The following is a 26,737-nucleotide window of genomic DNA, read 5'->3' as shown; positions in this document are numbered from 1 at the left end:
CACCTGTTCTTTTTAACTTATTCATTATAAATCAGATATTTATAATCGCAATTATCTATGAACGGTAATCTGCATTAATTTTAACATAATCATATGTAAGGTCACAGCCCCATGCTGTTGCAGTCTTATCACCCATCTTAACGTCTAATAAAGCTGTTACCTCTTTCTCTGAAAGAATCTTTGTAGCTTCTTCTTCGCTGTAATCTGTAGCAGTTCCGTCTTCTACTATCTTAATCTTTCCTGCTTTGCTTTCAAAATAGATATCAACTTTCTCAGGATCAAACTGTACACCTGAATATCCCATTGCACATAAGATTCTTCCCCAGTTTGCATCATGACCAAATATTGCTGCCTTAGTAAGTGTTGATGTAACAACTGATTTACTAAGTGTAACCGCATCTGCTTTTGATGCTGCATTTACTGTTTTAACCTCAAATAATGCTGTCGCACCCTCGCCATCTGCTGCAATCTTCTTAGCAAGTGTCCTGCACACTTCTTCCAAAGCAAGCTTAAATGTATAATAATCGTTATTCTTCTCTGTAATACACTCATTTTCTGCAAGTCCGTTAGCAAGTGCTATAACTGTATCATTTGTAGATGTATCACCATCAACCGATACCATATTAAATGTATCAGGTATAGTTTCACTTAATGCCAGCTGTAGCATTTCCTTAGAGATATTCACATCACTTGTTATAAATCCAAGCATTGTACACATATTTATATGTATCATTCCGGAACCTTTACACATTCCACCGATTGTAACTTCCTTACCACCGATTGCAGTCTTAACTGCGACCTGTTTAGATACGGTATCTGTTGTCATAATGGCTTCTGCTGCTAATGTGGCATCTTCTGTGCCATTTCCAAGAGCAGGATATAATTTATCAATGCCTTCTTTTATCTTATCTATAGGAAGCTGTTTACCAATAACACCTGTAGAAGCTGTAAGGACTTCATCTTCTTTAACACCTGCTACCCTGGCTACTTCTTTAGCAATTTCACTACAATATTCAAGTCCTTTAGTCCCTGTGCAGGCATTTGCTATTCCGCTGTTGACTACAACTGCTCTTATTCCTTCTGATTCTGTGATGACTTTTTTATCCCATTTAACAGGAGCTGCCTTAACAAGATTACTTGTAAATGTACCAGCTGCCTTACATACGACATCACTATAAATCATTGCCATATCTTTCTTAGTTGAATCTAATTTCTTAATACCAACAACAAGACCTGTTGCCTTAAAACCTTTAGCGGCACATACACCGCCCTCTGTCTGTATAAGTTCTTTATTCATAATAATCCTCATTTCCGTTATATTATTTTCTCTATGGGAACATAGGTACCTGTACTAATCCCTCATTTTCAGGGAAACCAAACATAATATTCATATTCTGTACTGCCTGTCCTGCAGCACCTTTAATAAGGTTATCCATCGCACCCATCATTATAATTCTGTTTGTACGTTTATCAATCTTGAAGTTAACATCTACATAGTTGCTTCCCTCTACCCATCTTGTCTCAGGTGGAACATCTTTATCTAATACTCTTACAAACTGCTCTTTATCATAATATTTATCATATACAGCCTTTACTTCTTCATAAGATACGTCTTTCTTAAGAGTTGCATATGCAGTTACTAAGATACCTCTGTTCATCGGTACAAGATGTGGTGTAAAGTTAATAAGTACCTTTTCACCTGCTGCATATCCTAACTGTTCCTCTATCTCAGGAGTATGTCTGTGTGTTGCAACACCATATGCCTTAATATTCTCATTTACTTCACAGAATAAGTTATTAACCTTAGCACCTCTTCCTGCTCCTGAAGTTCCTGATTTAGCATCTACGATTATACTTGATGGCTCTATAAGCCCCTCTTTTAATAAAGGATAAATACTAAGTGTTGTACATGTTGGATAACAGCCCGGATTAGCAATAAGTCTTGCTCCTTTTACTTTATCTCTGTTTATCTCACATAAACCATATACAGCTTCATCTATAAACTGTGGACTCTTATGTTCTATTCCATACCATTCTTCATATATTTTAACATCTTTAATACGGAAATCTGCACTCAGGTCAATTATCTTTACCTTATTTAATATATCTTCATTTACAAGTGATGCACATAAACCCTGTGGAGTAGCTGTGAATATTACATCTACGCCATTAGCTAATTCTTCCATATTATCGTCCATACATTTTGCATCAACTAACTGGAACATATTCTGAAATACTTCGTAGTACTTCTTATCTATATAACTTCTTGAACCATACCACGCTATTTCCACATCTTTATGCTGTAATAATAATCTTACTATCTCAGCTCCTGCATATCCTGTTGAACCAATTATTCCTGCTTTTATCATATTAATCCTCTTTTCTGAGCGACTTGTTGCAAAGATGTGATGAGAAATTCGCGTAGGCAATTTCTCATCTGCCATAAAAGCTATTTGCTTTCGCTCTGGAACAAATAGCTGTGTAAAAAATAATCTTTCTGCTACGATAACGTCATACATAATGAATTAACTTTTGACACTTTATTCATATAATATAATCAATTTCTCATATTTGCAACAAAAAATTAAAACTTTTTATAATTATACATTTTTGTTGCATAATATGCAAGTTGTTTTTTTATTTATTTCATTATTAAATAAATAGGATAATTTCGCTTATTTCGTTATGTATTTCAAAAAATACTTTATATTTTTTCAATTTTCGATTGATTTTTTATGCATAATGATGTATATTGTTATCAATGAATTCAGAGATATGTATTTGTGTTTTATTCATTTGCATAAATATTCATTTGCTCGATGCTTATTATGCACAATCTGACATAAATACACATATGAATCGTTTTATACATAATAATCACATATTAAATAGGAGGATTTTCAAATGAAAGAAAAAGTTATCTTAGCATACTCAGGCGGTTTGGACACAACTGCTATTATCCCTTGGTTAAAGGAGAACTTTGATTATGAAGTTATCTGTTGCTGTATAGATTGTGGACAGGGCAACGAATTAGATGGTCTTGAAGAAAGAGCAAAACTTTCAGGTGCTGCAAAATTATATATCGAAGATATTACAGATGAGTTCTGTGATGACTATATCGTCCCATGTGTACAGGCAGGTGCCGTATATGAAAACAAATATTTATTAGGAACATCAATGGCTCGTCCTGGTATCGCAAAGAGATTAGTTGAAATAGCACGTAAAGAAGGTGCTACTGCTATCTGCCATGGTGCTACAGGTAAAGGAAATGACCAGATCCGTTTCGAACTCGGTATCAAAGCTCTTGCTCCAGACATTAAGATTATTGCTCCTTGGAGAATGACAGATGTATGGACAATGCAGTCGCGTGAAGAAGAAATCGAATATTGCAAACAGCATGGTATCGATCTTCCATTCTCAGCAGATTCAAGCTACAGCCGTGACCGTAACTTATGGCACATCAGCCATGAGGGACTTGAACTTGAAGATCCTGCTAACGAACCAAATTATGATCACTTATTAGTTCTTGGCGTTTCTCCTGAAAAAGCTCCTGATGAAGGCGAATATGTTACAATGACATTTGAAAAAGGTGTTCCTACAAGTGTTAATGGCGAAAAGATGAAAGTTTCTGACATTATCAGAAAGTTAAATGAATTAGGTGGAAAACATGGTATCGGTATCGTTGATATCGTTGAGAACCGTGTTGTTGGTATGAAATCTCGTGGCGTATATGAAACTCCAGGTGGAACAATCCTTATGGAAGCTCATGCACAGCTTGAGGAACTCGTTCTTGATCGTGCTACAATGGAAGTTAAGAAAGATATGGGTAACAAATTCGCCCAGATCGTATACGAAGGAAAATGGTTTACTCCACTTCGTGAAGCTATCCAGGCATTCGTTGAGTCTACTCAGGAATATGTAACTGGTGAAGTTAAATTCAAACTTTACAAAGGTAATATCATTAAAGCCGGAACAACTTCTCCATATTCATTATACAGTGAATCCTTAGCAAGCTTTACAACAGGTGACTTATATGACCACCATGATGCAAGCGGATTCATCACATTATTTGGTCTTCCACTCAAGGTTAGAGCAATGAAATGGAATGAAGCAGGAATCGAAAACAAATATATGAAATAATAATTAAACGATACACAGATACGGTGTCAATCCACATATATATGAGTGGGTTGTCACCGTATTTTTTTTACTCCATTCTTACATTTCTTTAACTTGCAAATCCCCCTATGATTTAGTATTATATATGTTAGGTTTTTTCTATAACTCTAAATAAATTTATCAAATATTATGCTGCATTTTTGTCAGCATACAAGCAGATATATGCTTAAGAATGGAGGCAATATGCATACTGTGGATATAATAGTTCCTTGCTATAACGAGGAAGAGGGACTTAGTATGTTTTATGATGAAACTTCAAAAGTCATAAATACAATTCCAAATTATTCATTTAGATATATATTTATAGATGATGGAAGTAAAGATAATACTTATAAGAAGATATTAGAACTTGCGAAAGCACATAATGATGTTAAATATGTCTCTTTCTCAAGGAATTTCGGCAAAGAAGCCGGTATGTATGCAGGTCTTACCTACTCAACTGCCGATTATGTAATAATTATGGATGCTGACCTGCAACACCCACCTGCTTTAATACCACATATGATTAAAGGGATTGAAGAAGGATATGACTGTGTTGCTGCCAGACGAACCAATCGTAAAGGCGAAGCACCTGTAAGAAGTCTGTTTTCACGCAGCTTTTATAAATTAAGTAACAAGATGACAGATATTAATCTTGTACAAGGTGCTGTAGATTATAGAATTATGTCAAGACAGATGGTTGATGCTATTCTTAAGCTATCGGAGGTTCAGAGATTCTCTAAAGGAATTTTTGAATGGGTTGGCTTTAAGACTAAATGGCTTCCTTATGAAAATGTAGAGCGTACTGTCGGAACAACGAAATGGAGTTTCTGGGGATTATTCAAATATGCCATTGATGGTATTACTGCTTTTTCCGTTACTCCGTTAAGAATTGTTACCTGTTGTGGTTTTACGATATCTCTTGGTGCTTTTATATACATTATAATTACAATTATTCAGACACTTGCTTTTGGAATTGATGTTCCGGGCTATGTAACAACACTTTCTGCCGTTCTGTTCTTAGGCGGAATAATAGAATTTTCCATCGGTGTCCTCGGGGAATATATCGGGCATATATATATAGAAAGCAAAAACCGCCCTATATTTATTACTAAAGATACTAATCTTTATATGAAAGGAAATAATGATAAAAATGAATAAACTAAAAAAGCTAATTAATAAGGAGACATTTTCATATCTCGTATTTGGCGTACTTACAACAGTTGTTGACTTTCTGACATACATTATACTTACACATCTGTCAGTGAATTATATGTTTGCAAATGTTATCTCATGGATATTTGCCGTAATATTTGCCTATGTTACGAATAAAATCTTTGTATTTAACAGTAAATCAACCAAGAAAGAGGTCTTAATTGACGAGATACTTAGTTTCGTAAGTGCCAGACTGTTTTCACTGATATTCAGTCTTGTATTTATCTATGGTATGGTAACCCTGTTAGGTACTAATGATTTAATTGCCAAGATTCTTTCATCAGTATTCGTGGTTATAATTAATTATGTACTTAGTAAATTCTATATTTTTAAAGATAATTCGAAGAATAATAAGATTTCTTTTATGGATTTTATCTATAATAATCTTTCACTTATACTTTCATTTATTATACCTTTAGTAATACTTGTAATTATCTATTATATGAGAAAGATTTATCCGTTTGGCGATAATACTTATCTTAGAAGTGACTGCTACCACCAGTACACACCATTTTTGAAAGAGTTATATAACAAGCTTACTAATGGTGGCAGCCTGACTTATTCATGGAATATCGGTCTTGGAGTTAACTTCAGTTCACTCTATGCATATTACCTTGCAAGCCCTGTCAACTGGTTTATCGGCTTAGTTACACCTAACCATATTCCTGAAGCAATGAATTTATTTATTGTTGTTAAAACTGCTTTATGCAGCTTGACATTTGCATATTATCTAAGTAAACATTTCCATACTAAGAAGATGTCTATTGCATCTCTTTCCGTATTCTATGCACTTTCATCTTATATATGTGCATTTAGCTGGAATCTTATGTGGTTAGACTGTTTAGTGCTTCTTCCACTTATTATTCTTGGTCTCGAAAAACTCGTTAAAGAGGATAAATGTTACTTATATGCAATTTCATTAGGTTTTGCAATTCTATCTAATTACTATATAGCAATTATGATTTGTATATTCTGTGTACTTTACTACATTGCACTTATATATAGTGATTCAGCTAAGAAGAACCTTAAATACTATATTACAAAATGTAAGAACTTTGCGATTTACTCGCTTTTAGCCGGTGGTTTTGCGGCAATTACCGTACTTCCTGCATATTATGCACTTAGTTCTACTGCTTCTGGAGATTTTGAATTTCCTAAGACAATAATTACTTATTTCTCAGTTCTTGATATGTTATCAAGATCATTGATTAATGTAGATGTCGCTGTGTTCTCAGCACACGATCCTAACCTTTATTGTACGGTTGCTGTATTTCTATTAGTTCCGCTATATGCAATTAATCCTAAGATTAAATTAAAAGAAAAGATTGCTAAGATTTCACTTCTTGCATTTATGTTAGTAAGCTTCAATACAAATGTACTTAACTATATATGGCATGGCTTCCATTATCCAAACAGCCTGCCGGCAAGAGAATCATTTATATATATCTTCCTTATCTTAGCTATAAGTTATGAGGCATTAATGAAGGTTAAGGAAGTTTCACTAAAACAGCTTGCCTGTTGTTTTGCCGGTGCGATTGCATTAATCTTACTGATTGAGAAATTATACGTATCTGATACCTACAGTTCACTTACAATATATATAAGTATAGTATTTTTAATATTCTACCTGATAGTTATATCATTGCTTAGAAATAATAATTATAAACAGAACTTTGTAACTTATCTTTTATTAATTATTGTTAGTGCTGAAGCATTTATTAACGCAGAAGCTACTTCCTTAAGCACCTGCACACGTTCTTATTATCTTAATGATAATACCGCAATTGATACTTTGGTCGAGCAGGCAAATGAAGCTGAGGGCGATAACTTCTTCAGAATTGAAAAAGCTGACAGACGTACTAAGAATGATGCCGCATGGAATAATTACCGCGGTGCTTCTACTTTCTCTTCGACTGCTAATTCAGGTCTTAGTAAATATTATGGCTCATTAGGTTTTGAAGAATCTACAAATGCATATGCTTACTATGGTCATACACCTCTTACTGAGGCTATGCTTTCAATCAAATATGTCCTTAGTAACAGCGAATTAAAAGAAACTGAATTCTTATCAGCATTTGCAAATACTGCTTACAAGGTAACAAACTACATTGATGACAAATTAACCGGTGAACGTTCATATTATATGTACAAGAATAATTACGTTTTACCTCTTGCATTTATGATGCCAAATGATATTGAAGAGAAATGGGATAATAAAGATGCTAATCCTTTTACAGTACAGAATAATCTTTGTACTGCAATAACAGGCAGCGAAACACCTATGTATACCAGACTTAATGTAACTACGATGGGTGAACAAAACGACATTGATATTGATTCTGATATGCATTTATTTATATATGTAACAACTTCATTAGATTCAATTAACGTATCAATTACAAACAGCAATGGGGAAGTATCATCTAAGAATTATAATTCAATGACACACCGCCATATATTAGATATTGGAAATGTTACTTCAGGTTCAACAGTTTCCGTATCATCTACAGATTCCGAAGTAAGCCTTATCCAGTTATATGCTTATAGCTTTGACTCTGATGTATTCTATGATTCATTTAATACATTAAACAGTAATCCAATGGAGCTTACTTATTTCTCTGATAATAAGCTTAAAGGTACTGTAGAAGCTTCAAAAGACGGATTATTATATACATCTATTCCTTATGACAAAGGCTGGAGCGTATATGTAGATGGTAAAGAAGTAAAGACTCACGCATTTAAAGATGCACTTCTCTCAATATACTTAACAGATGGAAGCCACAATATTGAATTCAAATATTCACCTGTAGGCTTTAAGCAGGGAATTATATTAACTTCATTATCAACGATAATCTTCATAATTATAGTAATGATGAATAATGCGAAAAATAAACGTCGTAAGGCTTTAGATACAGCAGAATAGATAAGATTTAATTAAACAAAATACCGCATAAGAAAAAGAACGGTCCTGTAAATCAACATACTTTAGTTAAACGTTGATTTACAGGACCGTATATTATTGAAATTCCATAACTTCTGAGAAATCTTTTCTTGGTCTTTGTGCCGGTGCTTCATCTCGCAAACAGTTTCTCCCTTGCGGTTTCGTTTTTCTTGACTTCATAGTAAAATTTATGTATAATTTTGTTATCGAATAGGGAGGTGTTTTTATGCCAACAATCAAATCTAGTGCTGATTTAAGGAATAATTACAATGAAATTTCTACATTTTGTCATAATTATCCTGAACCGGTTTTTATTACGAAGAATGGAAAAGGTGATCTTGCTGTTATGAGCATTGAAACCTATGAGGAACTGACCAGCCGCTTTGAACTTTACAGCCAGATTAAGGAAGGAATGGACGATATTACCACTGGCAACACAAGACCATTTTCCGAAGCTATGGCGGATATCAGGAGTCGTCGCAGTCGATGAGTTATCAAGTTCATATCACTTCCACCGCAGAACACGATATTATGTGTGCTGCGGATTACATTGAATTTACCCTCAAAAATTCTGATGCCGCAGTTAATCTGCTAGATGCTGTAACCGAGCAGATAGGCTCATTAGCCGACCTGCCACAGAAATTTCGTCTGGTAGATGATCCGGTACTTGCAGGCTGGGGCATTCGTTTTGTGATAATCAATAATTACCTTGCCTTTTATACGATTAATGAAGAAAAACAGACTGTAATCATCGTCCGTTTTCTCTATCAGAAAAGTAACTGGACTTCCATTCTTCGACAGGGACTTTCCCTCATTTAAGGAATCTGTTTTTATACAGGTTCCTTTTTTAGTGCATCACCTTATAAGCAACTACACCCGCTATAGCTAGCACAGACACGTCTGTCTGCTCTCCCTAATTTATCTCATCCCAGTCAGCAGGAATATCCTCAACCGAGCCAAAACTCTTTAAAATAAATTTGTCATCAATTTCTTCAAACTCAACAAGATATTGTGTATTTTCTTTTTCACCCCAATACTCAAATGTAATTATGTTTGGTTTATCAATATCTGTAATAAATTCATTTATATCATCATATCTGTTAAACATCTTTTTCTCCTAACTATATTGAAGTATTCTTAACAGTCAAACAAATTTCATTAAATGAATCTTTTTGCTTATATACAATACTAATTATATCCTACTTAATTAATGAATCGGATATTGATATTCTTCCATTTTCTCCGAAATCATTAATTGTTTTTTCAAAATCATAAATCAATATTTCAGTTTTATTTCTAACACATTCCTTAATACACTGTCCAGATTTTCCAAAAACCATTGTCGGTGCTGTCTGAAAAGGCGAAGTAGCGTTTACTGAAATAGTCGTAGTAACATTTTCGACTGCACGAGTTTGTAGATGACCTCTAATCATACTGTATCGTTCCTTATCATCCATATCCGCTACATCATAAAATAAAATTACATTTACATCTGTATTCCTTTTATACAATTCTCTGAAAAATTCAGGAAATCTAATTTCAAAACAAATTCTAATTCCAAATACAACCCCATCTATTTCAAATATTCCATCTTTATCTCCCTTTGTGAAATTATCATTATCCCATCCCCATAAAGCACGCTTATCATAAAACTTAATTTGTTTATTAGGCTGAAATAACAATGCTCTATTGTATATTTCTTTTTCTTTGAATATGGTTCCTACAATAAAAGAAATATCGTTTTTGTCAGCTATTGCCTGAAGTTTATCACACATTGACCTCACAATATTAAAATCGACACTTAATGAATTTAATATATCTCTGGGAGGATAGCCTATTAATGAACATTCCGGAAAGATTAATAATTGAACACCTTTATGTTTTGCTAAATATATCGCTCTTTCTATTTCATTATAATTATCATATATATTTCCGGATACTGCAAATTGATATGCTTCAATTCTCATTTATCAATCATCTCCTTTTCCAGTATAAGAACATAGACTTCTGCTCTGTGCCGACCGAATAAACCTTATTTATACTTACTATTTGCACTTGTCAAATTAAGATAAGTATCCATAAATTCCAATTTATTACCTCCCTATATTCATCTATTCCGTCGCATCTTCAGTCATACACGTATAGAAATTCGATACATTTATATCTTTCATATCTTCAAACTTTATATTTTTCCACACATCATCATTGAATTCAGATGATACCGCCTCTATAAAAGGATCATAGATTTCTTTAAAATGCTTATCCTTTTCTTCTTTTATCATCTCTTCTTTATGAGTCTGGGTTTTATCCTGAAGATAGTCGCTTATACATTTTATTATATAATATCCGTCAGGTGTTTCTACGATACCACTTACCTCATCTGTCTTTAATGAATATGCCGCATCTTCAAATTCCTGTATCATTTCACCTTTGCCAAATTCATATTCTACTTTATCAGCATCGGTATTATTAGCTGCTAACTCCATAAAATCTTCTCCATTATTTATGGAATCTAAGAGTTTTTGCATTTCTTTTTTAGATTTTTCTTTTTCTTCATCTGTATATTCTACTCTGTTTCCCTTAGAATCTAATGTATATGTCTTAGAATAGATACTTGCTACTTTTATTACTTTCGCATCAGCATCACTTATTTCAGGATTGATATCCTTAGTAAGCTCTGTATAGACTTTATTAGCAAGTTTATAATCTGAATATGCTTTTTTAACATCATCTAATGTTACATTCATATATTTTTTCTCGGTATCTGTAAGTGCATTGAAGTATTTTTCAGCATCTTCTTTTATCTTTTCTTTTTCATTTTCTGATAATTTTATCTTATTTTTCTTAGCTAATAAATCAAGAGCTTTAATTTCAGCTAACTGGTTTTTGACATTATCTTTAACATAATCTTCTAATGTTACACCGCAGATATCTTTGCTCCATATATCTGTACCATATGACTGCTCATATCTGTTCTTCTCTGTTGTAAGATATAACATTGCTTCGGATACACTAAATACACTTCCATCTATTTTAAATAATTCTTTATCTGACAAGCCCGTTGATAAAAATATTTTCTTACCACCTATACTGCAGCCACATAAAAGCATTGAAGCACTTAATGTAACTGCTATAACTTTAACTAATTTTTTTCTCATTTTTCCTCCATACTATGCATAATTTTCAATTGCACAAGCATATTTCTTCACACTATACTATCAATATTTTTCACAATTATTTCGTATTATCTTAAATTTCTATACTATGTTGTAGTTCACTAATATTATTTAATATCATTCTAATAATATTAATATCTGTCATTTGCTATATCTTTAATGTCTAATGGATGTTCGGCTATACAGTCAGCATTTGCATCTATAAGCTCCTGTCTTGTTCTAAAGCCCCACGTAACACCAATTGTATACAGACCATAATTCTTACCTGTCAACATATCTGTATTAGTATCGCCTACATAGATACAATTCTCTGGTAAAACTGACCACTTACCAAGAATTATATCTATTCCCTCACCTGATGGTTTCTTCTGATGGTCAGGTCTCTGTCCTAACACTGCATCGAAGTAATTTTCGCCAAATAATAAATCTAATATACTTATGACATTTATATGTTCTTTATTTGAAAAGATAGCAATCTTTATTCCATTTTGCTTGAAATAATCGAATAACTCTCTTATACCATCATATGGCTTGACATTATATGTACAGCCTTCTTTGAATAATTCAATATATCTTTGCATTGCTTTTTCAAAATATTTAAGTTCTGTATCACCCGATGCAATCAATGCTCTTTTTACTAATTCAATCTGTCCGTCACCTGCAAATGTCTTAAATGCTTCTATAGGATGTTCCTTTAATCCTAACTCTTTTAGGACTTTATTCAATGTGACACCAATAGATTCGACTGTATCAAGTGTAGTTCCGTCCAAATCAAATATTGCACCACGCACCTTATCCATAGGTTTTCTTCTACCTGTTACTAAATCAATTCCAAAATGTTCTCTTGCTTCATTAAATAATCTTGAAACTGGTAAACCAACCACGTTGTTATAATCACCATTTATTTTCTCAACATATTTAGCGAATTTTCCCTGAATACCGTAACTTCCTGCCTTATCCATAGGTTCATCTGTAGCCACATATTCAAAAATATCTTCTTTAGATAAATTTCTTACAAATACATCTGTCTTTTCCTTAAATGTAATCTCTTTTCTGACATTTCCTGACAAATATATCATAGTAACGCCTGTATATACCTGATGCTTATGACCTGATATGGAACTAAGCATATTAACGGCATCTTCCTTATCGGATGGCTTACCAAGAATTTTATCATCAAAAGCAACTATTGTATCTGCACCTATAATAACTGTATCACCTTTTATCTCAAGCTGGCTTTCTATATCTCTTGCTTTCTGTTCTGATAATTCCTTGACTACCTCTTCCGGTACCACCTTTGTTATTATCTCTTCTTTCGAACTTGGCATACATCTGAACTGTATACCAATCTGTTCTAGTAATTCCTTACGTCTTGGTGACTTTGAAGCAAGTATAATATCTATCATAAAATTTATCCTTTCTTTCTACTTTTCTTACATTTCCTGTTAATTTATCACTATCTCAATGTGGTTAGTATGTCCTCGAAACATACTCCATCCTCTTTAGGAATATCTCTTTCCTCCGATATAACCAGACATTCTCTTATGAATTTAGAAGCCTTTTCCACCGAAGTCTTAAATTCTACGTTATTTACGGCATCTGCCGATATAATTGCTGAAAATATATCGCCTGTTCCCGAACGCTCTCCACCGACTTTTACACTCTTAAGAAATTCGTTCGTTACATTTTTCTCATATACATAATCGCAAATATAATTTTCTCTGTTAATTCCCGTAATTACAACTTTCTTAGGTCCTGATGCAGATATTTTTTCTGCCATCTTTGCAATTTCTACATCATCATTTATAACTTTATCGTAATCATTTCCAGTTAAAATGCATGCCTCCGTAATATTCGGTGTTACAATATCTGCCTGCTCAACTAATTCTTTCATACGTCTGCACAAATCCTCAGTATATGTTGCATATTTAACGCCATAATCGCCCATAACCGGATCAACTATCACTACAGTATTATCTTTCTTAAAATATCTGATAAAACTTTTAACTATTTCAATCTGTTTGGCATCGCCTAAGAAACCTGTTGAAATCCCTTCGAACTCCAAACCTAATTTCTTCCAATTATCAATATATTCTTCCATCTTATCCGTATAATCATCAAAAAAATACTCGGGATAAGCAGTATGATTAGAGAAAATAGATGTAGGTACAAGACAACATTGTACCTTAAGTGCCGAAATAACTGGCAATGATACAGCTATTGAGCATTTACCAAATCCAGTGAAATCATTAATTACTGCAATTTTCTTCTGATTGTTATGCGACATATATGCTCCATTCCTAATATAATATAATTCAAAATTTTTATCATAAATCAGCTTTATTTTACAACAAATACGATAATTAGTAAACATAATTATCCGCTTTTAAATTCACCTGCCATATGTTATTATACTTACAGATACAAGAATTTTCTAACCTGACACTTAATATTTCCAAAGGAGAAAACCGAATGAGTAAAAGACAAAATATTATTGCCGTTATAACTATCCTGATTATCATATTAGTTATGGTATTTCTTAAAGATGTAAAGGTTAATCGTAATTCAACAGTTAAAGATACTGATGAAGCATCTTCCATTAATTCCGACAATACTAATTCAACTGATAACGAAATTGTTATCAATGGAAATAATTCCGATATCATCAATTCTGATACTAATACTTCTGACAATAGTACCATTTCAACTGATATTCCTAATCAGTCAGTTAATAATTCTGAGCCAGATAAACCATATACAGATATAAATCTCGCATTTACAGGAGATATTCTTTTAGCCGACAATCTCTATAATGCTTATTTACAATCGGGTGTTACAGGCTTTATCTCGCCTAAGATAGCGGATATTCTTAAAAATGCAGATATAACATTTATAAATGAAGAATTTCCATTTAGTAATCGTGGAACTCCTGAAGCAGGCAAAGAATATACTTACTGTGTTCCTCCTGAACGTGCAAAGATTTTCAATGATATGGGAGTTGATATAGTTTCAATATCTAATAATCATATCTTAGATTATGGACAAGATGCACTGGTTGACACATTTTCTACACTTGATGAATATGGAATTGATTATATTGGTGCCGGTAAAGACTTAGAACGTGCCAAAAAGCTGATTACTTATAAAATTAATGGTAAAACCATTGGTTTTCTCGCTGCTTCCCGGGTTGTACCAAATGGAAGCTGGTATGCCCTTAATGAAACTTCTGACCATGCTGCAAGGCCGGGAGTATTCACAACTTATGATGATACTGCACTTTGTGAAGAGATAAGAAAAGCCAAAGAAATATGTGATTTCGTAATTGTATATGCTCATTGGGGAATTGAACGCCAGGAGGTCGCTGCTGATTACCAGAGAAATATGGCATACGACTACATTAATTCAGGTGCAGATTTAGTAATAGGAAGCCACCCTCACGTTATGCAGGGTGTGGAATTCTATAACAACATTCCTATCGTCTACAGTATGGGTAACTTTTTATTCAGCAATTATTATTCACGCACTACCGTTCTTACCTGTAAGATTAAAGAGGATAATACCTGCGAGATTTCATTTCTTCCCTGTGGAAGTAAAAGTTACTACACCTCAGAAACTGACGATACCGGTGTTAAAGAATTCTATGATTTTCTTAACAGAGTATCCTTTAATGTAACGTTTGATTATGAAGGCAATATTACTCATTCTTAGTGTCAGAAGAATAATATCTGCCTTATTAATCCAATAATCAGTAAATGTAACGGATAATAAGCATAGAACAGCCACTTACTTTTATTATAGCCCTTTTTCCCGTTATACATATATATTGGAATTAGTGCGAGTACAGCAAAGCCCTGTACTCCTCCGATTAATTCCATATTTGTATATGCTTCAAATAATCCCATTAATACCTTATTAAATCTCAATGCATAGAACCAATATATCATCAATATTCCATAGAATTCATAGTCACTTCTTATGAATATTGCAACCCCACAGGCTAATATTACAATTATTCCCTCTAATACATATGAAATAAGTTTGAGTTCATTAAACTGGTGCTTCCTTATGAACTCAATACATTCTAACATTATTAAACCTGTTAATAGAGTAAAATAGATATTCTGATATGATTTTACATATATTTTCCCGAAAATTGCCCAGTCAAAAAACGGTTCTGATATTACTGCAAATATTAACATTCTTCCAATGTATTTTCTTATATTCTTCGTATAAAAGAAACCATTTACTAACATAAAGCAGTATATTGGAAATGCAATTCTGCCTATAATCCTCAAAAAACCATACTGTGGCATCAAAACTACCCCAATATGGTCTATCGTCATTGTAATTACGGCTATTAATTTTAAATGAAATGAATTAAATATTTTTAGTCTATGCTTTCTTTCTTCCATGATTTTTATAACCTTTTATTTCCGTTTTCTCGGTTTCAGGAGCGTCCTCACTTACAAGTACAAGTACACATCTTGGAGGAACTTTTATAGTTCTTGCAAGCTTCGTTTTACCATCTTCTATCTCGGCACTATATTCCTCATCAGTACAAAATGCCTGTTTCCACTCCTTATTCTTACCTGCTGTTGGAAGTCCTAAATGTTTTGTCTCCCAATGCATATTGAATGCCATATATATATTTTCTTCTGGTTCTTTTCCTGCTATTTTACAATATTTTCCATATAGCATTACTCCGAACTGTCGTCTTAATACATCATATTCTAAACTCCATGTCTTATCTGAATGAAATGACATATCAGGCATACCAAGTGAGCGGTAATCCTTTAACTGCATAGGTTTCTCCATATGTAAAATATTATGCGCCTTTCTGAATTCTATGACTTTTTTTACGAATTCCAAGAATTTCTCATTCTTCTTTGCTAATCTCCAGTCAATATATGATGTATCATTATCCTGACAATATGGATTATTATTGCCTCCACACGAATTGCCAAACTCATCTCCTGCATAAATCATAGGTGTTCCCTGACTAAGCATTAACAGACATATCGCATTTTTAAGCTGTCTCCATCTTAAATTAACCACAGATTTTCTCTTAGTTTCACCCTCATATCCACAATTCCAGCTATAATTCTCCTCGATACCGTCTTTATTATATTCACCATTTTCTTCATTATGTTTAACTGCATACGATACCATATCCATCATTGTAAATGTATCGTTGCTTGCGAAATAATTAACCGGTGCAGCAAAGTCTTTATTATAACGTATTCTGAATGCCATATCATTTACCTGTCCCTCATCGCCCTTTAAGAACTTTCTCGCTATATTCATAAATACCCTGTTAGATTCTCCTAAATGCTTATGTGTTGAGAAATCATCATTTTCAAAACCATAACTTATGATTTTTGTATCCGCCAAATATGGATCTGAACTTATTGCACCTCTTATATCATCGCTCATATTACAATGTATTCCGTCAATATGATAATTTATAACCCAATGTCTGAAGCAATCAATCATATAATTCGGTGTTATTTCCTTATCAAACGAGAATTCCATACATACCTCTATATTATTCTTATGCAATTCCTTAACCATTGACTTAAATTCATAGATTGCACTCTTTCCATCCTTTCTAGAAGAATAAGCAACCTTTGGCATAAGATAATCTGCATCTGTATATCCCCAGTAATTGACTTTACCGTTCTTCATATGTGAATTCTCGTTAAATTCATATGCGGGCATAAGCTCTACCATTGTTACTCCAAGGCTCTTGAGATAGTCAATTCGTTCAACAATTCCAGCAAATGTACCCTTTTTCCTAACTTTTGAATATCTATGTTTCGTAAAACCTCTTACGTGCAGCTTATATATAATACTATCTGAGAATTCTATTGTAGGTTTTACATCACCATCCCAGTTAAATTTATCATTATATACTGCTGAAGTCTTAACTTTATTATCATTTTCACCAAATATCTTAGTTCCATTAATCATTTTCGCATATGGATCAGTAATTACTTTATTACCAATCCGATAATTGTAATCAAATTCTGAAATTGCAATTCCCTGTATACACATTGCATATACCTTACCAAACTTCATCTCCTCTGTAAATACGATCTCTGTTACGATTTCTAACGTCCCTTTTCTATATAATATTATTGAACACCTTGTATCTTCTTTTCCTGGTACCATAACCGCAAAGTTAATTCCATCATTTGTTTTCATTGCACCTAATGGCATTGGAATTCCTACTTTAACTTTGTAGTCTATTTCATATGATTTTGTCATTTCTAGCCTCCAACTTAACTAACCTATATTTGTCCTGACTAATCCATAACCAGGAATTTTTCTTCCAGTATTTCTCTAATATTGTCATTAATTATGTACATTATACCATAATTTTTAGAATAATCTATTAATTTGTACTGTTTACGCGTATATTTTTTAAATTTGGCTTGCAAATTAACTGATTTACTGTAAAATAGGTACTGAATGGCTTTTTGTCATATAAGATTATTAAATAGGAATTCGTATATAATTCAGAAATGAGGTTACAATGATTAGTGCAAATAACATTACCCTTCGAATTGGTAAAAAAGCTCTTTTCGAAGATGTAAACATTAAATTTACAGAAGGCAATTGCTATGGGCTTATTGGTGCAAATGGTGCCGGAAAGTCTACTTTCCTTAAGATTTTATCAGGACAGTTAGAATCTACTAATGGTGAAATCGTCATTACACCGGGTCAGCGTCTTTCATTTTTACAGCAGGACCACTTCAAATATGATGAATACCCTGTTTTAGATACGGTTATTATGGGTAATGCCCGTCTTTATGAGATAATGAAAGAAAAAGATGCTATCTATGCTAAAGAAGATTTTACAGAGGAAGATGGTATCAAAGCTGGTAAATTAGAAGAGGAATTTGCAACTTTAAATGGTTGGGAAGCTGAATCTGATGCAGCTACTTTACTTAATGGTCTTGGAATTGAAACAGACCTCCATTACAAATATCTTAAAGAATTAAAAGGTAGTGAGAAAGTCAAAGTATTACTTGCACAGGCATTATTTGGTAATCCTGATATTCTTCTTCTCGATGAGCCTACTAACCACCTTGACTTAGATGCAATTGCATGGTTAGAAGAGTTCTTAATTAATTTTGAGAATACAGTAATTGTTGTATCTCATGACAGATATTTCTTAAATAAAGTCTGCACACAGATTGCAGATATAGATTATGGTAAGATTCAGTTATACGCAGGTAACTATGACTTCTGGTATGAATCAAGCCAGTTACTTATCAAACAGATGAAAGAAGCTAATAAGAAGAAAGAAGAGAAAATTAAGGAATTACAGGACTTCATCCAGCGTTTCAGTGCTAATGCTTCTAAATCTAAGCAGGCTACTTCGAGAAAGAGAGCCCTTGAGAAAATCGAATTAGATGATATTAAACCATCAAGCAGAAAATATCCTTATATTGATTTCCGTCCTAATCGTGAAATCGGTAATGAAGTTCTTACTGTTGAACATTTATCTAAGACTATTGATGGTGTAAAAGTCCTTGATGATATCTCATTTATTATCGGCCGTGAAGATAAAGTTGCTTTCGTCGGTGCAAATGAAGCCGCTAAAACTACTTTATTCAAGATTCTCACAGGTGAAATGAAACCTGATGAAGGTAACTATAAATGGGGAATTACAACAACTCAGGCATATTTTCCGAAAGACAGCACTAAGGAATTTGATACTGATGATACAATTGTTGACTGGCTTACAGGATATTCAGAGATTAAAGATGCCACATATGTACGTGGTTTCTTAGGAAGAATGTTATTTGCCGGAGATGACGGTATGAAACGTGTTAAGGTATTATCCGGTGGTGAAAAAGTTCGTTGCTTATTATCTAAGATGATGATTAGCGGTGCTAACGTCCTTATCCTTGATGAGCCAACTGACCACTTAGATATGGAATCAATTACAGCACTTAATAATGGTCTTACTAAATTCTCAGGTGTTATTCTCTTCTCTTCAAGAGACCACCAGATAGTACAGACTACTGCTAACAGAATTATGGAAATTGTAAATGGTAAATTAATTGACAAGATCACAACTTATGACGAATATCTTGAAAGTGATGAAATGGCAAGAAAACGTCAGGTTTATTCTACAGACGAACAGGATAGTGATAATTAATGAATTATATTGATTTACATGTACACTCAACAGCCTCTGATGGTTCTTATACACCATCAGAGCTTGTACATTATGCAATTGAAAAAGGTCTTATCGCTTTCGCACTTACAGACCACGATACTACTGCAGGAATTGACGAGGCCCTTAACGAGGCTGAATTAATAAATGATTTTTCTCCTATAAAGGTTATTCCCGGAATTGAATTATCCGCTGAATATAAAGGTAAGGATATACATATTCTTGGACTTAATATCGACTACCGTAATAAGGAATTTCAGGAGAAAATTGGATATTTTAGAAATATCCGAGCCGAAAGAAATGTCAAAATGATTGAACTTCTTAATAAACACGGCTTTAAGATTACAGAAGAACAGTTAAATGAACGTTTTAAAGACGCGGTAATAACAAGAGCGCATTTTGCAATTATGCTTGTTGAATGTGGTTATGTTAAAGATAAGGATATCGCTTTCAAGAAATACCTAAATCCCGGTTGTCCATGTTATGTTCCACGAACGCGAATAAATGTTATAGATGCCATTTCACTAATACATTTAGCAAATGGTAAAGCGGTGCTTGCACACCCACTTCTCTATCATTTTAGTGAGGCAGAATTAGATTCTCTTGTTGCCTTATTAAAAGAGAATGGCTTACAGGGTATAGAAGCTATTTATTCCTCTAATAAATGGAATGATGAGAGCAGAATGAAACAACTTGCCAAAAAATATGGTTTATTTATAACAGGCGGTTCTGATTTCCATGGGCTTGCAAAACCTACATTAGATTTAGGTATTGGATATGGTGACCTCAAAGTCCCTGAGAAACTACTTTCTAATATTTTAAATGCTTAAATTCATATTACAAAGGCCGGTACAATATGCATTTTATTTAAATGTGGTATTGTACCGACCTTTTTATTTTTCTGAATTTATTATTATAAATTCATATGCTATGATTGTGCCGTCTGTGACTGCGATTCTGTTTCTCCGGTCGTTTCTGTCTCTTTACCTGCACCTTTACAGAAATCTCCATAAAGTTTGAAATCATCATATACTACATTCCATTTACCCTCAGCTCCTGCTGTAACTGCTACGTATTTACTGCCGTCACTTTCAGCATAACTTACAAGGCAATGTCTTGCTTCCTGTGTATATCCTGTTTTACCTGCTTTTATCTCAACTCCCGGAACCTCATTACCATACATTCTGCTGAACATAGTGCTTGTAAGAAGTATTCCTTCTGGGTGTTTCTCTGTAACTTCAGTTGTATACTGATATGTTGATAATATCTTTGCGCAAGTCTCATTGTTCATTGCATATTCAAGTATCATCGCCATTTCTACAGGGGTTGTATAGTGATTCTCATTATGTAATCCTGAGGTATTCGTAAAATGTGTATTCTTAAGTCCAAGTTCCTCACACTTCTTATTCATAAGTTCAACAAATGCTTCTTCACTTCCTGCTATCATCTGTGCTAACCCTACTGCACCGTCTGCACCTGATGGAAGAATTAATCCATACATTAAGTCTCTTGCCGTTACCTCTTCGCCAGGCTCAAAGCCTGCTCTAGAAGCACTGTCTCTATATAATGGATCTATAATTTCACTTGTCATTGTGAATTTATCGTCCATACTTTTAACATTTTCCACTGCTACAATTAATGTCATTACCTTTGTCATGGAAGCAGGATATATTCTTGCTTCTGCGTTTCTTCCCGCTACAAGCTTATTGTTAGTCACATCAATTACAGCTATATATGGACTTAAAAGTTCTGCAGAAGTTAATTCCGTATAGTTCTCAGCTTTCTCAGGATATTTAACCGCATTTGCCAATTTATTATTATCTTCTTGATTACCAGTATTACCAGTATTAACAGTATTATTATCTTCTGAATTATCAGCAACTTCACCACTTGTCGCAGCTTTTACATCTTTTAACCTATTACTCTTGTGTTTTGATGTACAGCTTTTTATCCCAGATACTATTCCAAAAATTATTCCTATCAATATGAATAGTAAAATTGTACACCTTATTACACATTGTATTCTGCGTTTTAATCGTCGGTATTGTCTTGATGACATCCTCTTTGATGCTCTGTAGCCTGATGCCTGTCTCCTTGATACTCGTCTGTATGATGCCATTTTATTTAATGCCCCTCTTATTTGCCCTCGTATTTAATTACAGATTCTACTCTGTATCCATCAAGCTTGTCTCTTCCGTTAAGCCCCTGTAATTCCATAAGGAAGCATATTCCTGCTACTTCACCGCCAAGCTGCTCTACTAACTTAATAATAGCTTCGATTGTTCCACCTGTTGCAATTAAATCATCGATAATTACAACTTTCTGTCCAGGCTTAATAGAATCTTTATGCATCTCAATGGTAGCCTTTCCGTACTCTAAATCATAATCCATTGAAATTGTCTCACATGGAAGTTTACCCTTTTTACGGACAGGTACAAATGCCTTATTTAAATTATATGCGATAGGCACACCGAATATAAAGCCTCTTGATTCAGGTCCTACTACTACATCAAAATCAATGTCCTTAACAAGATCCTGCATGCTGTCTATTGCTAAATGTAATCCGTCTGCATCCTGTAATACACTTGTTACATCTCTGAAAATAATTCCTTCTTTCGGAAAATCATTAATACTCCTTACGTATTCTTCAATTTTTTTCATGACATTTACTTCCTTTCAACTTATATTTATGCATTTTGCATTTATCTTTAATTTCTATTTTTTAGCACATTATATATAATTTTATCACGAATAACGCTTAATAACAACTCTAATATTCTTAAATCCACGATATTCATTTATCTCCGGATAATAAATTATACTTAATCTGATATTATTTTCTCTTCCATTTAATGCATTATCCACATCAGTTTCAGAGAATTTATTCTTTAAATAGTCCATAAATACTACTTCTTCTTCGAAGCAGGTTGCATCTATCGTTGTTCCTGCCTCATTTCTGACACTTAATGATATGACATTTCTGTTTTTACCAAATACCCTTATTCTGTTTATTCTGCATTTTTCTGCAAATACAGGTCTTTCATTAGCTCTTCCAAACGGTTCTAATATATCAAGCTGTTCTATAAAATCAAAAGATAAATATTCAAATGGCAATGCCACATCTATCCATACTTTCTCAACTAACATATCCTCAGTAATTCCATCACTAGAATTAAGATATTCCCTGAAAATGTCTATTCTGTCTTTATCAATGGATAAGCCTGCTGCCATCTTATGTCCACCATATTTTATAAATAAATGCTCATCTGTTGTATTTTCCTGTCTGAATCTGGTATCTGCCTTAACCATTTCTTCATACATTGAATATCCCTCTATGGAACGTCCTGAACCTTTAACACCTTCCTCACAGTCCGTAAGCACAAATACAGGTTTATAATATATTTCCTTAATTCTTCCCGCTATAATTCCTGCAAGACTTTCGTGACAATCGTGAAGATATACAACTATCACATTCTGATTTTTATATCTATCATCATTTTTTAAAATATCTAATGCCTTTTCTGTATAAAATGCTGTCATCTCCTTACGTTCATCATTAATATCCTTCAATTCAATAGCCTTTATCACTGCTTCATTTTCCGATGTACATCTAAATAGTTCAAATGCTTTCCTCGCTGTATCTAAGCGACCACCTGCATTTATACATGGGCCAATTATAAATGATATATGATAACTGCTAATAACCTTGCCTGTTAATTCATTAGCTTCAATTAATGCCTTAAGACCTTTATTATCAATATCATTTATATGTTTTAACCCATTTTTAACAATTGTACGGTTCTCACTTACCAGGTCAACAATATCCCCCACAGTTGCAATTGCCGCAAATACAAGAAATTCACGCATAAATTCTTCTTTAGATATTATATCCTCTGATTTTACATCATTCGCAACATCTATTGTATATGTTCCATTCAAATAAACCGATTCATATATTGCATCAATTACCTTATAGGTAATTCCGGCACCACATAATTCTTTGAATGGATATGTGCAATCAGGCTGTTTCTGGTCTATTACAGCATCAGCTTCAGGAAGTATATATATCTTACCTCCCTCAGTAATCTCAAATGGAACCTCATGGTGGTCTGTAATCACTATATTTATTCCTAGTTGTTTAGCTAATTTAACCTGTGATGATGCTGCAATTCCGTTATCACAGGTTATTATAAGCTCTATCCCATCATCATATGCCTTTCTAATCAGTCTTTCATTTAGACCATATCCATCTACAATACGCTCTGGCACATCAAAATCAACTATTCCGCCCAATCTTTCAATTCCTGATGTTAATATATAACCTGAACATATTCCATCAATATCATAATCTCCGATAACTCTGATTTTCTTTCTATCATTAATGGCGGCTACGATAATTCTTACTGTTTCTTCCATTCCCTTTAACAGAAAAGGCGAATATAATTCTTCTATATCTGCATCAAGATATTCCTTAAATTCTTCTTCACTTATAATATCTCTGTTTCTAATAATTCTTGCTATTACAGGACTTATATTAAATTTATTACCTAATCCATTAAAATCTGCTTTCTTGGTCTGAATTAACCATTTTTCCATGGAGAACTCCTTTATCATCTTCTTATGTTAAATATTAAAGCCATTCAAGATTAAGTTGAATGGCTTTAAATTCATGTAATATTTAAATTATACTATTTTGTTTTCTTTTTTGCTGCATTCTTATTATCATCTGTTTTCTTGCCATATTTATTCTTAGATAACATATACCATAATGAACCTGTGATAAATACTGAAGAATAACCACCTGCGATGATACCAACCATAATTGGTAATGCAAATTCCCTTATTGATGCAACACCTAAAACGTATAATACAGCTACCATTACAAATGTTGTAAATGATGTATAGATACTTCTTGTAAGTGTCTGTGTAATACTGTCATTAACAACCTGTTTTAAATCAACATCTCTTGCATTTGCTTTCTCTGCAAGGTTCTCTCTGATTCTGTCGAAGATAACGATTGTTGCATTAATTGAATAACCTACGATTGTAAGCATACAAGCGATAAATGTTGTACCAACCGTTGTTCTTGATACTGCATAAAAACCAAGTACAACTAAAACATCGTGAAGTAATGCTATTACTGCACTGCCTGCGAATTTAAGATTCTTAAATCTTAACCATATATATATTAACATACATATTGTTGCAAGCACTACTGCTATTATGGCATCTTTCTGCATCTGGTCGCTGACACTTGAGCTTATGTTAGTTTCTTCAAAGTCATTTTCACCGTCCTGTAATACAGCACCAAATTTCTCAATAAGAAGATTCTTCATCTCTTCTCTTGTATTATCATCTAAGAATGTTGTCTTAATAACAAATTTATTAGAATTAGTTTCTTTCTGACCCTGAATATCTTCGCTATCAATAACCTTTGCAATCTCAGGTTTAATCTTGTTATTAAAATCATCAACTGTATAATCATCTGTAAATTCAACTGTTGTAGCTGTACCGCCCTTAAATTCGATACTATAGTTGAATGCTCCGTTGCCATTATTTGAGCTTATTGCCATATAACCTAAGCCACCTATAATAACCACAATAGCAATAGCAAACCAGATAACTCTGTTCTTAAGGAAATCAATTGTTTTTCTTTCTTTCTGAACACCATAGAATTTCTTATCTTTAAATCCCATATTATACATAAGATATAAGATAAATCTTGAAACTACCATTGCTGTAAACATTGATAAAACAATACCAATTGCAAGTGTGTTAGCAAATCCCTGAACAGGACCTGAACCCTTCCACATAAGCACTAATGATGCTATAAATGTAGTAATGTTACCATCTACGATTGCTGAAGTTGCTTTCTTGAAACCAATCTTTATAGCTGAATCTGTTGTCTTACCTGTAGCAAGTTCTTCCTTAATTCTTGCGTAAATAATAACGTTAGCATCTACCGCCATACCAATTGATAAGATAATACCTGCTATACCAGGCAATGTAAGTGTTAAATCAAAGCCATTTAATACAAGTAATTCCATAATTGTGTATAATGCTAAAGCAATACTTGAAACTACACCAGGAATTCTGTATACAATAATCATAAATGCCATTACGATTATTAAACCAATTAAACCAGCAATTAAGCTTGTCTCAATAGCATCATTACCAAGTTTTGCACTAACTACTTTTGAACTTATCTCTTCAAGTTCAAGACTAAGAGAACCAATTCTTATTGTTGAAGCAAGGTTATTAGCTGCTTCCATTGATTCCTGTCCCTCAATTATTGCTTCACCATCACTAATCTGAGCATTAACTTTTGGTGAACTGATTATTTCATCATCATACAGAATAGAAATTGTTTTACCATAATTTTCTTTTGTTGCTTCTGCAAATTTAGTTGTACCACTCTTTGTCATTGTAAGTGTAACTACATACTGTGTTGCATTAGTTGTTTCAGATGATCTTGCTTGTCCCTGTGCATCTGCAATCTCATCACCTGATACCCATACTTTATATCTCTTACCATCTTTTGTCTCATATAAAGGATATGTATCATCACCCTGGAAACTATCATCAGCTTCTGTAACAAACATTAATGAACCAGGTTTACCAAGCTCCTCTAATACTGCCTGGGCATCATAGGCACCAGGAATATCAACTGTGATTTTATCATCACCCTCTGAATAGACCTCTGATTCTGTACTAAATTGAGCTACACGCTTCTCTAACTTATATTTAGTATCGTTTAACTGCTCTTTTGTAAAGTCCTTATCCTTTACTTTATAGGTAACACTTACGCCTCCTTTAAGGTCGAGACCAAGTATTATGTTTTTGGCTGCACCGATGTTATGTGAGCCTACACCGAATCCCGATACAAGTCCTACTGCAACAATAAGTATCAATGTTACAATAAATGCGACTGTACTTTTTACTTTACTATGTTTCATCACTTTTTCCTTTCTCTTATTTTTCTTTATGATTTTTTTACTACTTCCTATTGTTTCTTATTACTTCTTATTACTTCATGTTATTTCATGTTATTTCTAAATT

General features: G+C 33.4%; 21 protein-coding genes. 8 read left to right on the top strand and 13 right to left on the bottom strand.

The features are described from left to right. Positions 1 to 55 precede the first annotated feature (55 nt). Together argJ and argC are read right to left on the bottom strand one after the other, a co-directional pair. Positions 56 to 1,297 (bottom strand): bifunctional ornithine acetyltransferase/N-acetylglutamate synthase, encoded by a 1,242-nt coding sequence (gene argJ / locus OCV48_RS05955; protein WP_021983720.1) that lies wholly within the window; start codon positions 1,295 to 1,297, stop codon positions 56 to 58. Between the two features lie 31 nt (positions 1,298 to 1,328). Beyond that, positions 1,329 to 2,369, bottom strand: coding sequence for an N-acetyl-gamma-glutamyl-phosphate reductase (gene argC, locus OCV48_RS05950; protein ID WP_147591402.1), 1,041 nt, complete (start codon positions 2,367 to 2,369; stop codon positions 1,329 to 1,331). Between the two features lie 535 nt (positions 2,370 to 2,904). Between argC and OCV48_RS05945 the strand changes: the two genes are divergently transcribed. The 5 genes from OCV48_RS05945 to OCV48_RS05925 all read left to right on the top strand — a co-directional run bounded on the left by OCV48_RS05945 (position 2,905) and on the right by OCV48_RS05925 (position 9,133). Further along, positions 2,905 to 4,140 (top strand): argininosuccinate synthase, encoded by a 1,236-nt coding sequence (locus OCV48_RS05945; protein ID WP_021983722.1) that lies wholly within the window; start codon positions 2,905 to 2,907, stop codon positions 4,138 to 4,140. 222 nt (positions 4,141 to 4,362) lie between these two features. Then, positions 4,363 to 5,319 carry a glycosyltransferase family 2 protein gene (locus OCV48_RS05940; RefSeq protein ID WP_021983723.1) on the top strand — a complete coding sequence of 319 codons (957 nt, stop codon included), beginning with the start codon at positions 4,363 to 4,365 and terminating at the stop codon, positions 5,317 to 5,319. Next, positions 5,312 to 8,296: a GtrA family protein gene (locus OCV48_RS05935; RefSeq protein WP_262559217.1), complete on the top strand. Its 2,985-nt coding sequence runs from the start codon at positions 5,312 to 5,314 to the stop codon at positions 8,294 to 8,296. The genes OCV48_RS05940 and OCV48_RS05935 overlap by 8 nt, the downstream gene beginning before the upstream one ends. A 244-nt stretch (positions 8,297 to 8,540) precedes the next feature. Then, complete coding sequence (locus tag OCV48_RS05930) at positions 8,541 to 8,804, top strand: type II toxin-antitoxin system prevent-host-death family antitoxin (RefSeq protein WP_021983725.1); 264 nt, start codon at positions 8,541 to 8,543, stop codon at positions 8,802 to 8,804. Next, on the top strand, positions 8,801 to 9,133 hold the full coding sequence (locus tag OCV48_RS05925; protein WP_147591400.1) for a type II toxin-antitoxin system RelE/ParE family toxin: 333 nt from the start codon (positions 8,801 to 8,803) through the stop codon (positions 9,131 to 9,133). The genes OCV48_RS05930 and OCV48_RS05925 overlap by 4 nt, the downstream gene beginning before the upstream one ends. A gap of 94 nt (positions 9,134 to 9,227) precedes the next feature. Here OCV48_RS05925 and OCV48_RS05920 read toward each other — a convergent pair whose 3' ends face one another. The 5 genes from OCV48_RS05920 to OCV48_RS05895 all read right to left on the bottom strand — a co-directional run bounded on the left by OCV48_RS05920 (position 9,228) and on the right by OCV48_RS05895 (position 13,777). Continuing rightward, positions 9,228 to 9,422 (bottom strand): hypothetical protein, encoded by a 195-nt coding sequence (locus tag OCV48_RS05920; RefSeq protein ID WP_147591399.1) that lies wholly within the window; start codon positions 9,420 to 9,422, stop codon positions 9,228 to 9,230. A gap of 91 nt (positions 9,423 to 9,513) precedes the next feature. Further along, positions 9,514 to 10,281, bottom strand: coding sequence for a carbon-nitrogen hydrolase family protein (locus tag OCV48_RS05915; RefSeq protein ID WP_021983728.1), 768 nt, complete (start codon positions 10,279 to 10,281; stop codon positions 9,514 to 9,516). Positions 10,282 to 10,425: 144 nt separating this feature from the next. Beyond that, positions 10,426 to 11,472, bottom strand: a complete 1,047-nt coding sequence (locus OCV48_RS05910) for a peptidylprolyl isomerase (RefSeq protein WP_021983729.1) — start codon at positions 11,470 to 11,472, stop codon at positions 10,426 to 10,428. A gap of 149 nt (positions 11,473 to 11,621) precedes the next feature. Continuing rightward, positions 11,622 to 12,896, bottom strand: a complete 1,275-nt coding sequence (locus OCV48_RS14045; protein ID WP_147591398.1) for a Maf family nucleotide pyrophosphatase — start codon at positions 12,894 to 12,896, stop codon at positions 11,622 to 11,624. 50 nt (positions 12,897 to 12,946) lie between these two features. Beyond that, positions 12,947 to 13,777 carry a pyridoxamine kinase gene (locus tag OCV48_RS05895; protein ID WP_021983731.1) on the bottom strand — a complete coding sequence of 277 codons (831 nt, stop codon included), beginning with the start codon at positions 13,775 to 13,777 and terminating at the stop codon, positions 12,947 to 12,949. 185 nt (positions 13,778 to 13,962) lie between these two features. Between OCV48_RS05895 and OCV48_RS05890 the strand changes: the two genes are divergently transcribed. Next, positions 13,963 to 15,198 carry a CapA family protein gene (locus tag OCV48_RS05890; RefSeq protein ID WP_262559212.1) on the top strand — a complete coding sequence of 412 codons (1,236 nt, stop codon included), beginning with the start codon at positions 13,963 to 13,965 and terminating at the stop codon, positions 15,196 to 15,198. Between the two features lie 2 nt (positions 15,199 to 15,200). Here OCV48_RS05890 and OCV48_RS05885 read toward each other — a convergent pair whose 3' ends face one another. Together OCV48_RS05885 and OCV48_RS05880 are read right to left on the bottom strand one after the other, a co-directional pair. Further along, a complete protein-coding gene (locus tag OCV48_RS05885; protein WP_021983733.1) occupies positions 15,201 to 15,902 on the bottom strand; it encodes a TraX family protein in 702 nt (233 codons plus the stop codon). After that, a complete protein-coding gene (locus OCV48_RS05880; protein ID WP_147591396.1) occupies positions 15,883 to 17,757 on the bottom strand; it encodes an alpha-amylase family glycosyl hydrolase in 1,875 nt (624 codons plus the stop codon). The genes OCV48_RS05885 and OCV48_RS05880 overlap by 20 nt, the downstream gene beginning before the upstream one ends. Positions 17,758 to 18,025: 268 nt before the next feature. On the opposite strand from OCV48_RS05880, the gene OCV48_RS05875 reads away from it, so the two are divergent. Then, the gene (locus OCV48_RS05875) at positions 18,026 to 19,660 is read left to right on the top strand and encodes an ABC-F family ATP-binding cassette domain-containing protein (RefSeq protein WP_147591395.1); all 1,635 of its coding nucleotides are present in this window, start codon (positions 18,026 to 18,028) and stop codon (positions 19,658 to 19,660) included. After that, positions 19,660 to 20,508 (top strand): PHP domain-containing protein, encoded by an 849-nt coding sequence (locus OCV48_RS05870; RefSeq protein ID WP_021983736.1) that lies wholly within the window; start codon positions 19,660 to 19,662, stop codon positions 20,506 to 20,508. The genes OCV48_RS05875 and OCV48_RS05870 overlap by 1 nt, the downstream gene beginning before the upstream one ends. Before the next feature lie 98 nt (positions 20,509 to 20,606). Here OCV48_RS05870 and OCV48_RS05865 read toward each other — a convergent pair whose 3' ends face one another. The 4 genes from OCV48_RS05865 to OCV48_RS05850 form a co-directional block, all read right to left on the bottom strand. Continuing rightward, entirely contained in the window at positions 20,607 to 21,797 is a 1,191-nt protein-coding gene (locus tag OCV48_RS05865) for a D-alanyl-D-alanine carboxypeptidase family protein (protein WP_021983737.1), read from the bottom strand. Between the two features lie 17 nt (positions 21,798 to 21,814). Further along, positions 21,815 to 22,339 (bottom strand): adenine phosphoribosyltransferase, encoded by a 525-nt coding sequence (locus OCV48_RS05860; RefSeq protein ID WP_021983738.1) that lies wholly within the window; start codon positions 22,337 to 22,339, stop codon positions 21,815 to 21,817. 84 nt (positions 22,340 to 22,423) lie between these two features. Continuing rightward, positions 22,424 to 24,274 (bottom strand): single-stranded-DNA-specific exonuclease RecJ, encoded by a 1,851-nt coding sequence (gene recJ / locus OCV48_RS05855; RefSeq protein WP_147591394.1) that lies wholly within the window; start codon positions 24,272 to 24,274, stop codon positions 22,424 to 22,426. A 92-nt stretch (positions 24,275 to 24,366) separates the two neighbouring features. Further along, on the bottom strand, positions 24,367 to 26,634 hold the full coding sequence (locus OCV48_RS05850; RefSeq protein ID WP_021983740.1) for a protein translocase subunit SecDF: 2,268 nt from the start codon (positions 26,632 to 26,634) through the stop codon (positions 24,367 to 24,369). Between the last annotated feature and the right edge of the window lie 103 nt (positions 26,635 to 26,737).

Source organism: Bovifimicola ammoniilytica (genome assembly GCF_025567085.1).
Classification (GTDB): domain Bacteria; phylum Bacillota; class Clostridia; order Lachnospirales; family Lachnospiraceae; genus Bovifimicola; species Bovifimicola ammoniilytica.
Note: the sequence above shows the minus strand (reverse complement) of the source record. Positions and strands in the feature narration are given on the sequence as shown.

What these genes read in the sequence shown, in the direction of transcription:
- OCV48_RS05945 (WP_021983722.1), top strand. Translation starts at nt 2,905, where the DNA reads ATGAAAGAAAAAGTTATCTTAGCATACTCAGGCGGTTTGGACACAACT.
- argC (WP_147591402.1), bottom strand. Translation starts at nt 2,369, where the DNA reads ATGATAAAAGCAGGAATAATTGGTTCAACAGGATATGCAGGAGCTGAG.
- OCV48_RS05940 (WP_021983723.1), top strand. Translation starts at nt 4,363, where the DNA reads ATGCATACTGTGGATATAATAGTTCCTTGCTATAACGAGGAAGAGGGA.
- OCV48_RS05930 (WP_021983725.1), top strand. Translation starts at nt 8,541, where the DNA reads ATGCCAACAATCAAATCTAGTGCTGATTTAAGGAATAATTACAATGAA.
- OCV48_RS05860 (WP_021983738.1), bottom strand. Translation starts at nt 22,339, where the DNA reads ATGAAAAAAATTGAAGAATACGTAAGGAGTATTAATGATTTTCCGAAA.
- OCV48_RS05875 (WP_147591395.1), top strand. Translation starts at nt 18,026, where the DNA reads ATGATTAGTGCAAATAACATTACCCTTCGAATTGGTAAAAAAGCTCTT.
- OCV48_RS05910 (WP_021983729.1), bottom strand. Translation starts at nt 11,472, where the DNA reads ATGAGAAAAAAATTAGTTAAAGTTATAGCAGTTACATTAAGTGCTTCA.
- OCV48_RS05920 (WP_147591399.1), bottom strand. Translation starts at nt 9,422, where the DNA reads ATGTTTAACAGATATGATGATATAAATGAATTTATTACAGATATTGAT.
- OCV48_RS05925 (WP_147591400.1), top strand. Translation starts at nt 8,801, where the DNA reads ATGAGTTATCAAGTTCATATCACTTCCACCGCAGAACACGATATTATG.
- argJ (WP_021983720.1), bottom strand. Translation starts at nt 1,297, where the DNA reads ATGAATAAAGAACTTATACAGACAGAGGGCGGTGTATGTGCCGCTAAA.
- OCV48_RS05870 (WP_021983736.1), top strand. Translation starts at nt 19,660, where the DNA reads ATGAATTATATTGATTTACATGTACACTCAACAGCCTCTGATGGTTCT.
- OCV48_RS05850 (WP_021983740.1), bottom strand. Translation starts at nt 26,634, where the DNA reads ATGAAACATAGTAAAGTAAAAAGTACAGTCGCATTTATTGTAACATTG.
- OCV48_RS05895 (WP_021983731.1), bottom strand. Translation starts at nt 13,777, where the DNA reads ATGTCGCATAACAATCAGAAGAAAATTGCAGTAATTAATGATTTCACT.
- OCV48_RS05915 (WP_021983728.1), bottom strand. Translation starts at nt 10,281, where the DNA reads ATGAGAATTGAAGCATATCAATTTGCAGTATCCGGAAATATATATGAT.
- OCV48_RS05865 (WP_021983737.1), bottom strand. Translation starts at nt 21,797, where the DNA reads ATGGCATCATACAGACGAGTATCAAGGAGACAGGCATCAGGCTACAGA.
- recJ (WP_147591394.1), bottom strand. Translation starts at nt 24,274, where the DNA reads ATGGAAAAATGGTTAATTCAGACCAAGAAAGCAGATTTTAATGGATTA.
- OCV48_RS05880 (WP_147591396.1), bottom strand. Translation starts at nt 17,757, where the DNA reads ATGACAAAATCATATGAAATAGACTACAAAGTTAAAGTAGGAATTCCA.
- OCV48_RS05885 (WP_021983733.1), bottom strand. Translation starts at nt 15,902, where the DNA reads ATGGAAGAAAGAAAGCATAGACTAAAAATATTTAATTCATTTCATTTA.
- OCV48_RS05935 (WP_262559217.1), top strand. Translation starts at nt 5,312, where the DNA reads ATGAATAAACTAAAAAAGCTAATTAATAAGGAGACATTTTCATATCTC.
- OCV48_RS05890 (WP_262559212.1), top strand. Translation starts at nt 13,963, where the DNA reads ATGAGTAAAAGACAAAATATTATTGCCGTTATAACTATCCTGATTATC.
- OCV48_RS14045 (WP_147591398.1), bottom strand. Translation starts at nt 12,896, where the DNA reads ATGATAGATATTATACTTGCTTCAAAGTCACCAAGACGTAAGGAATTA.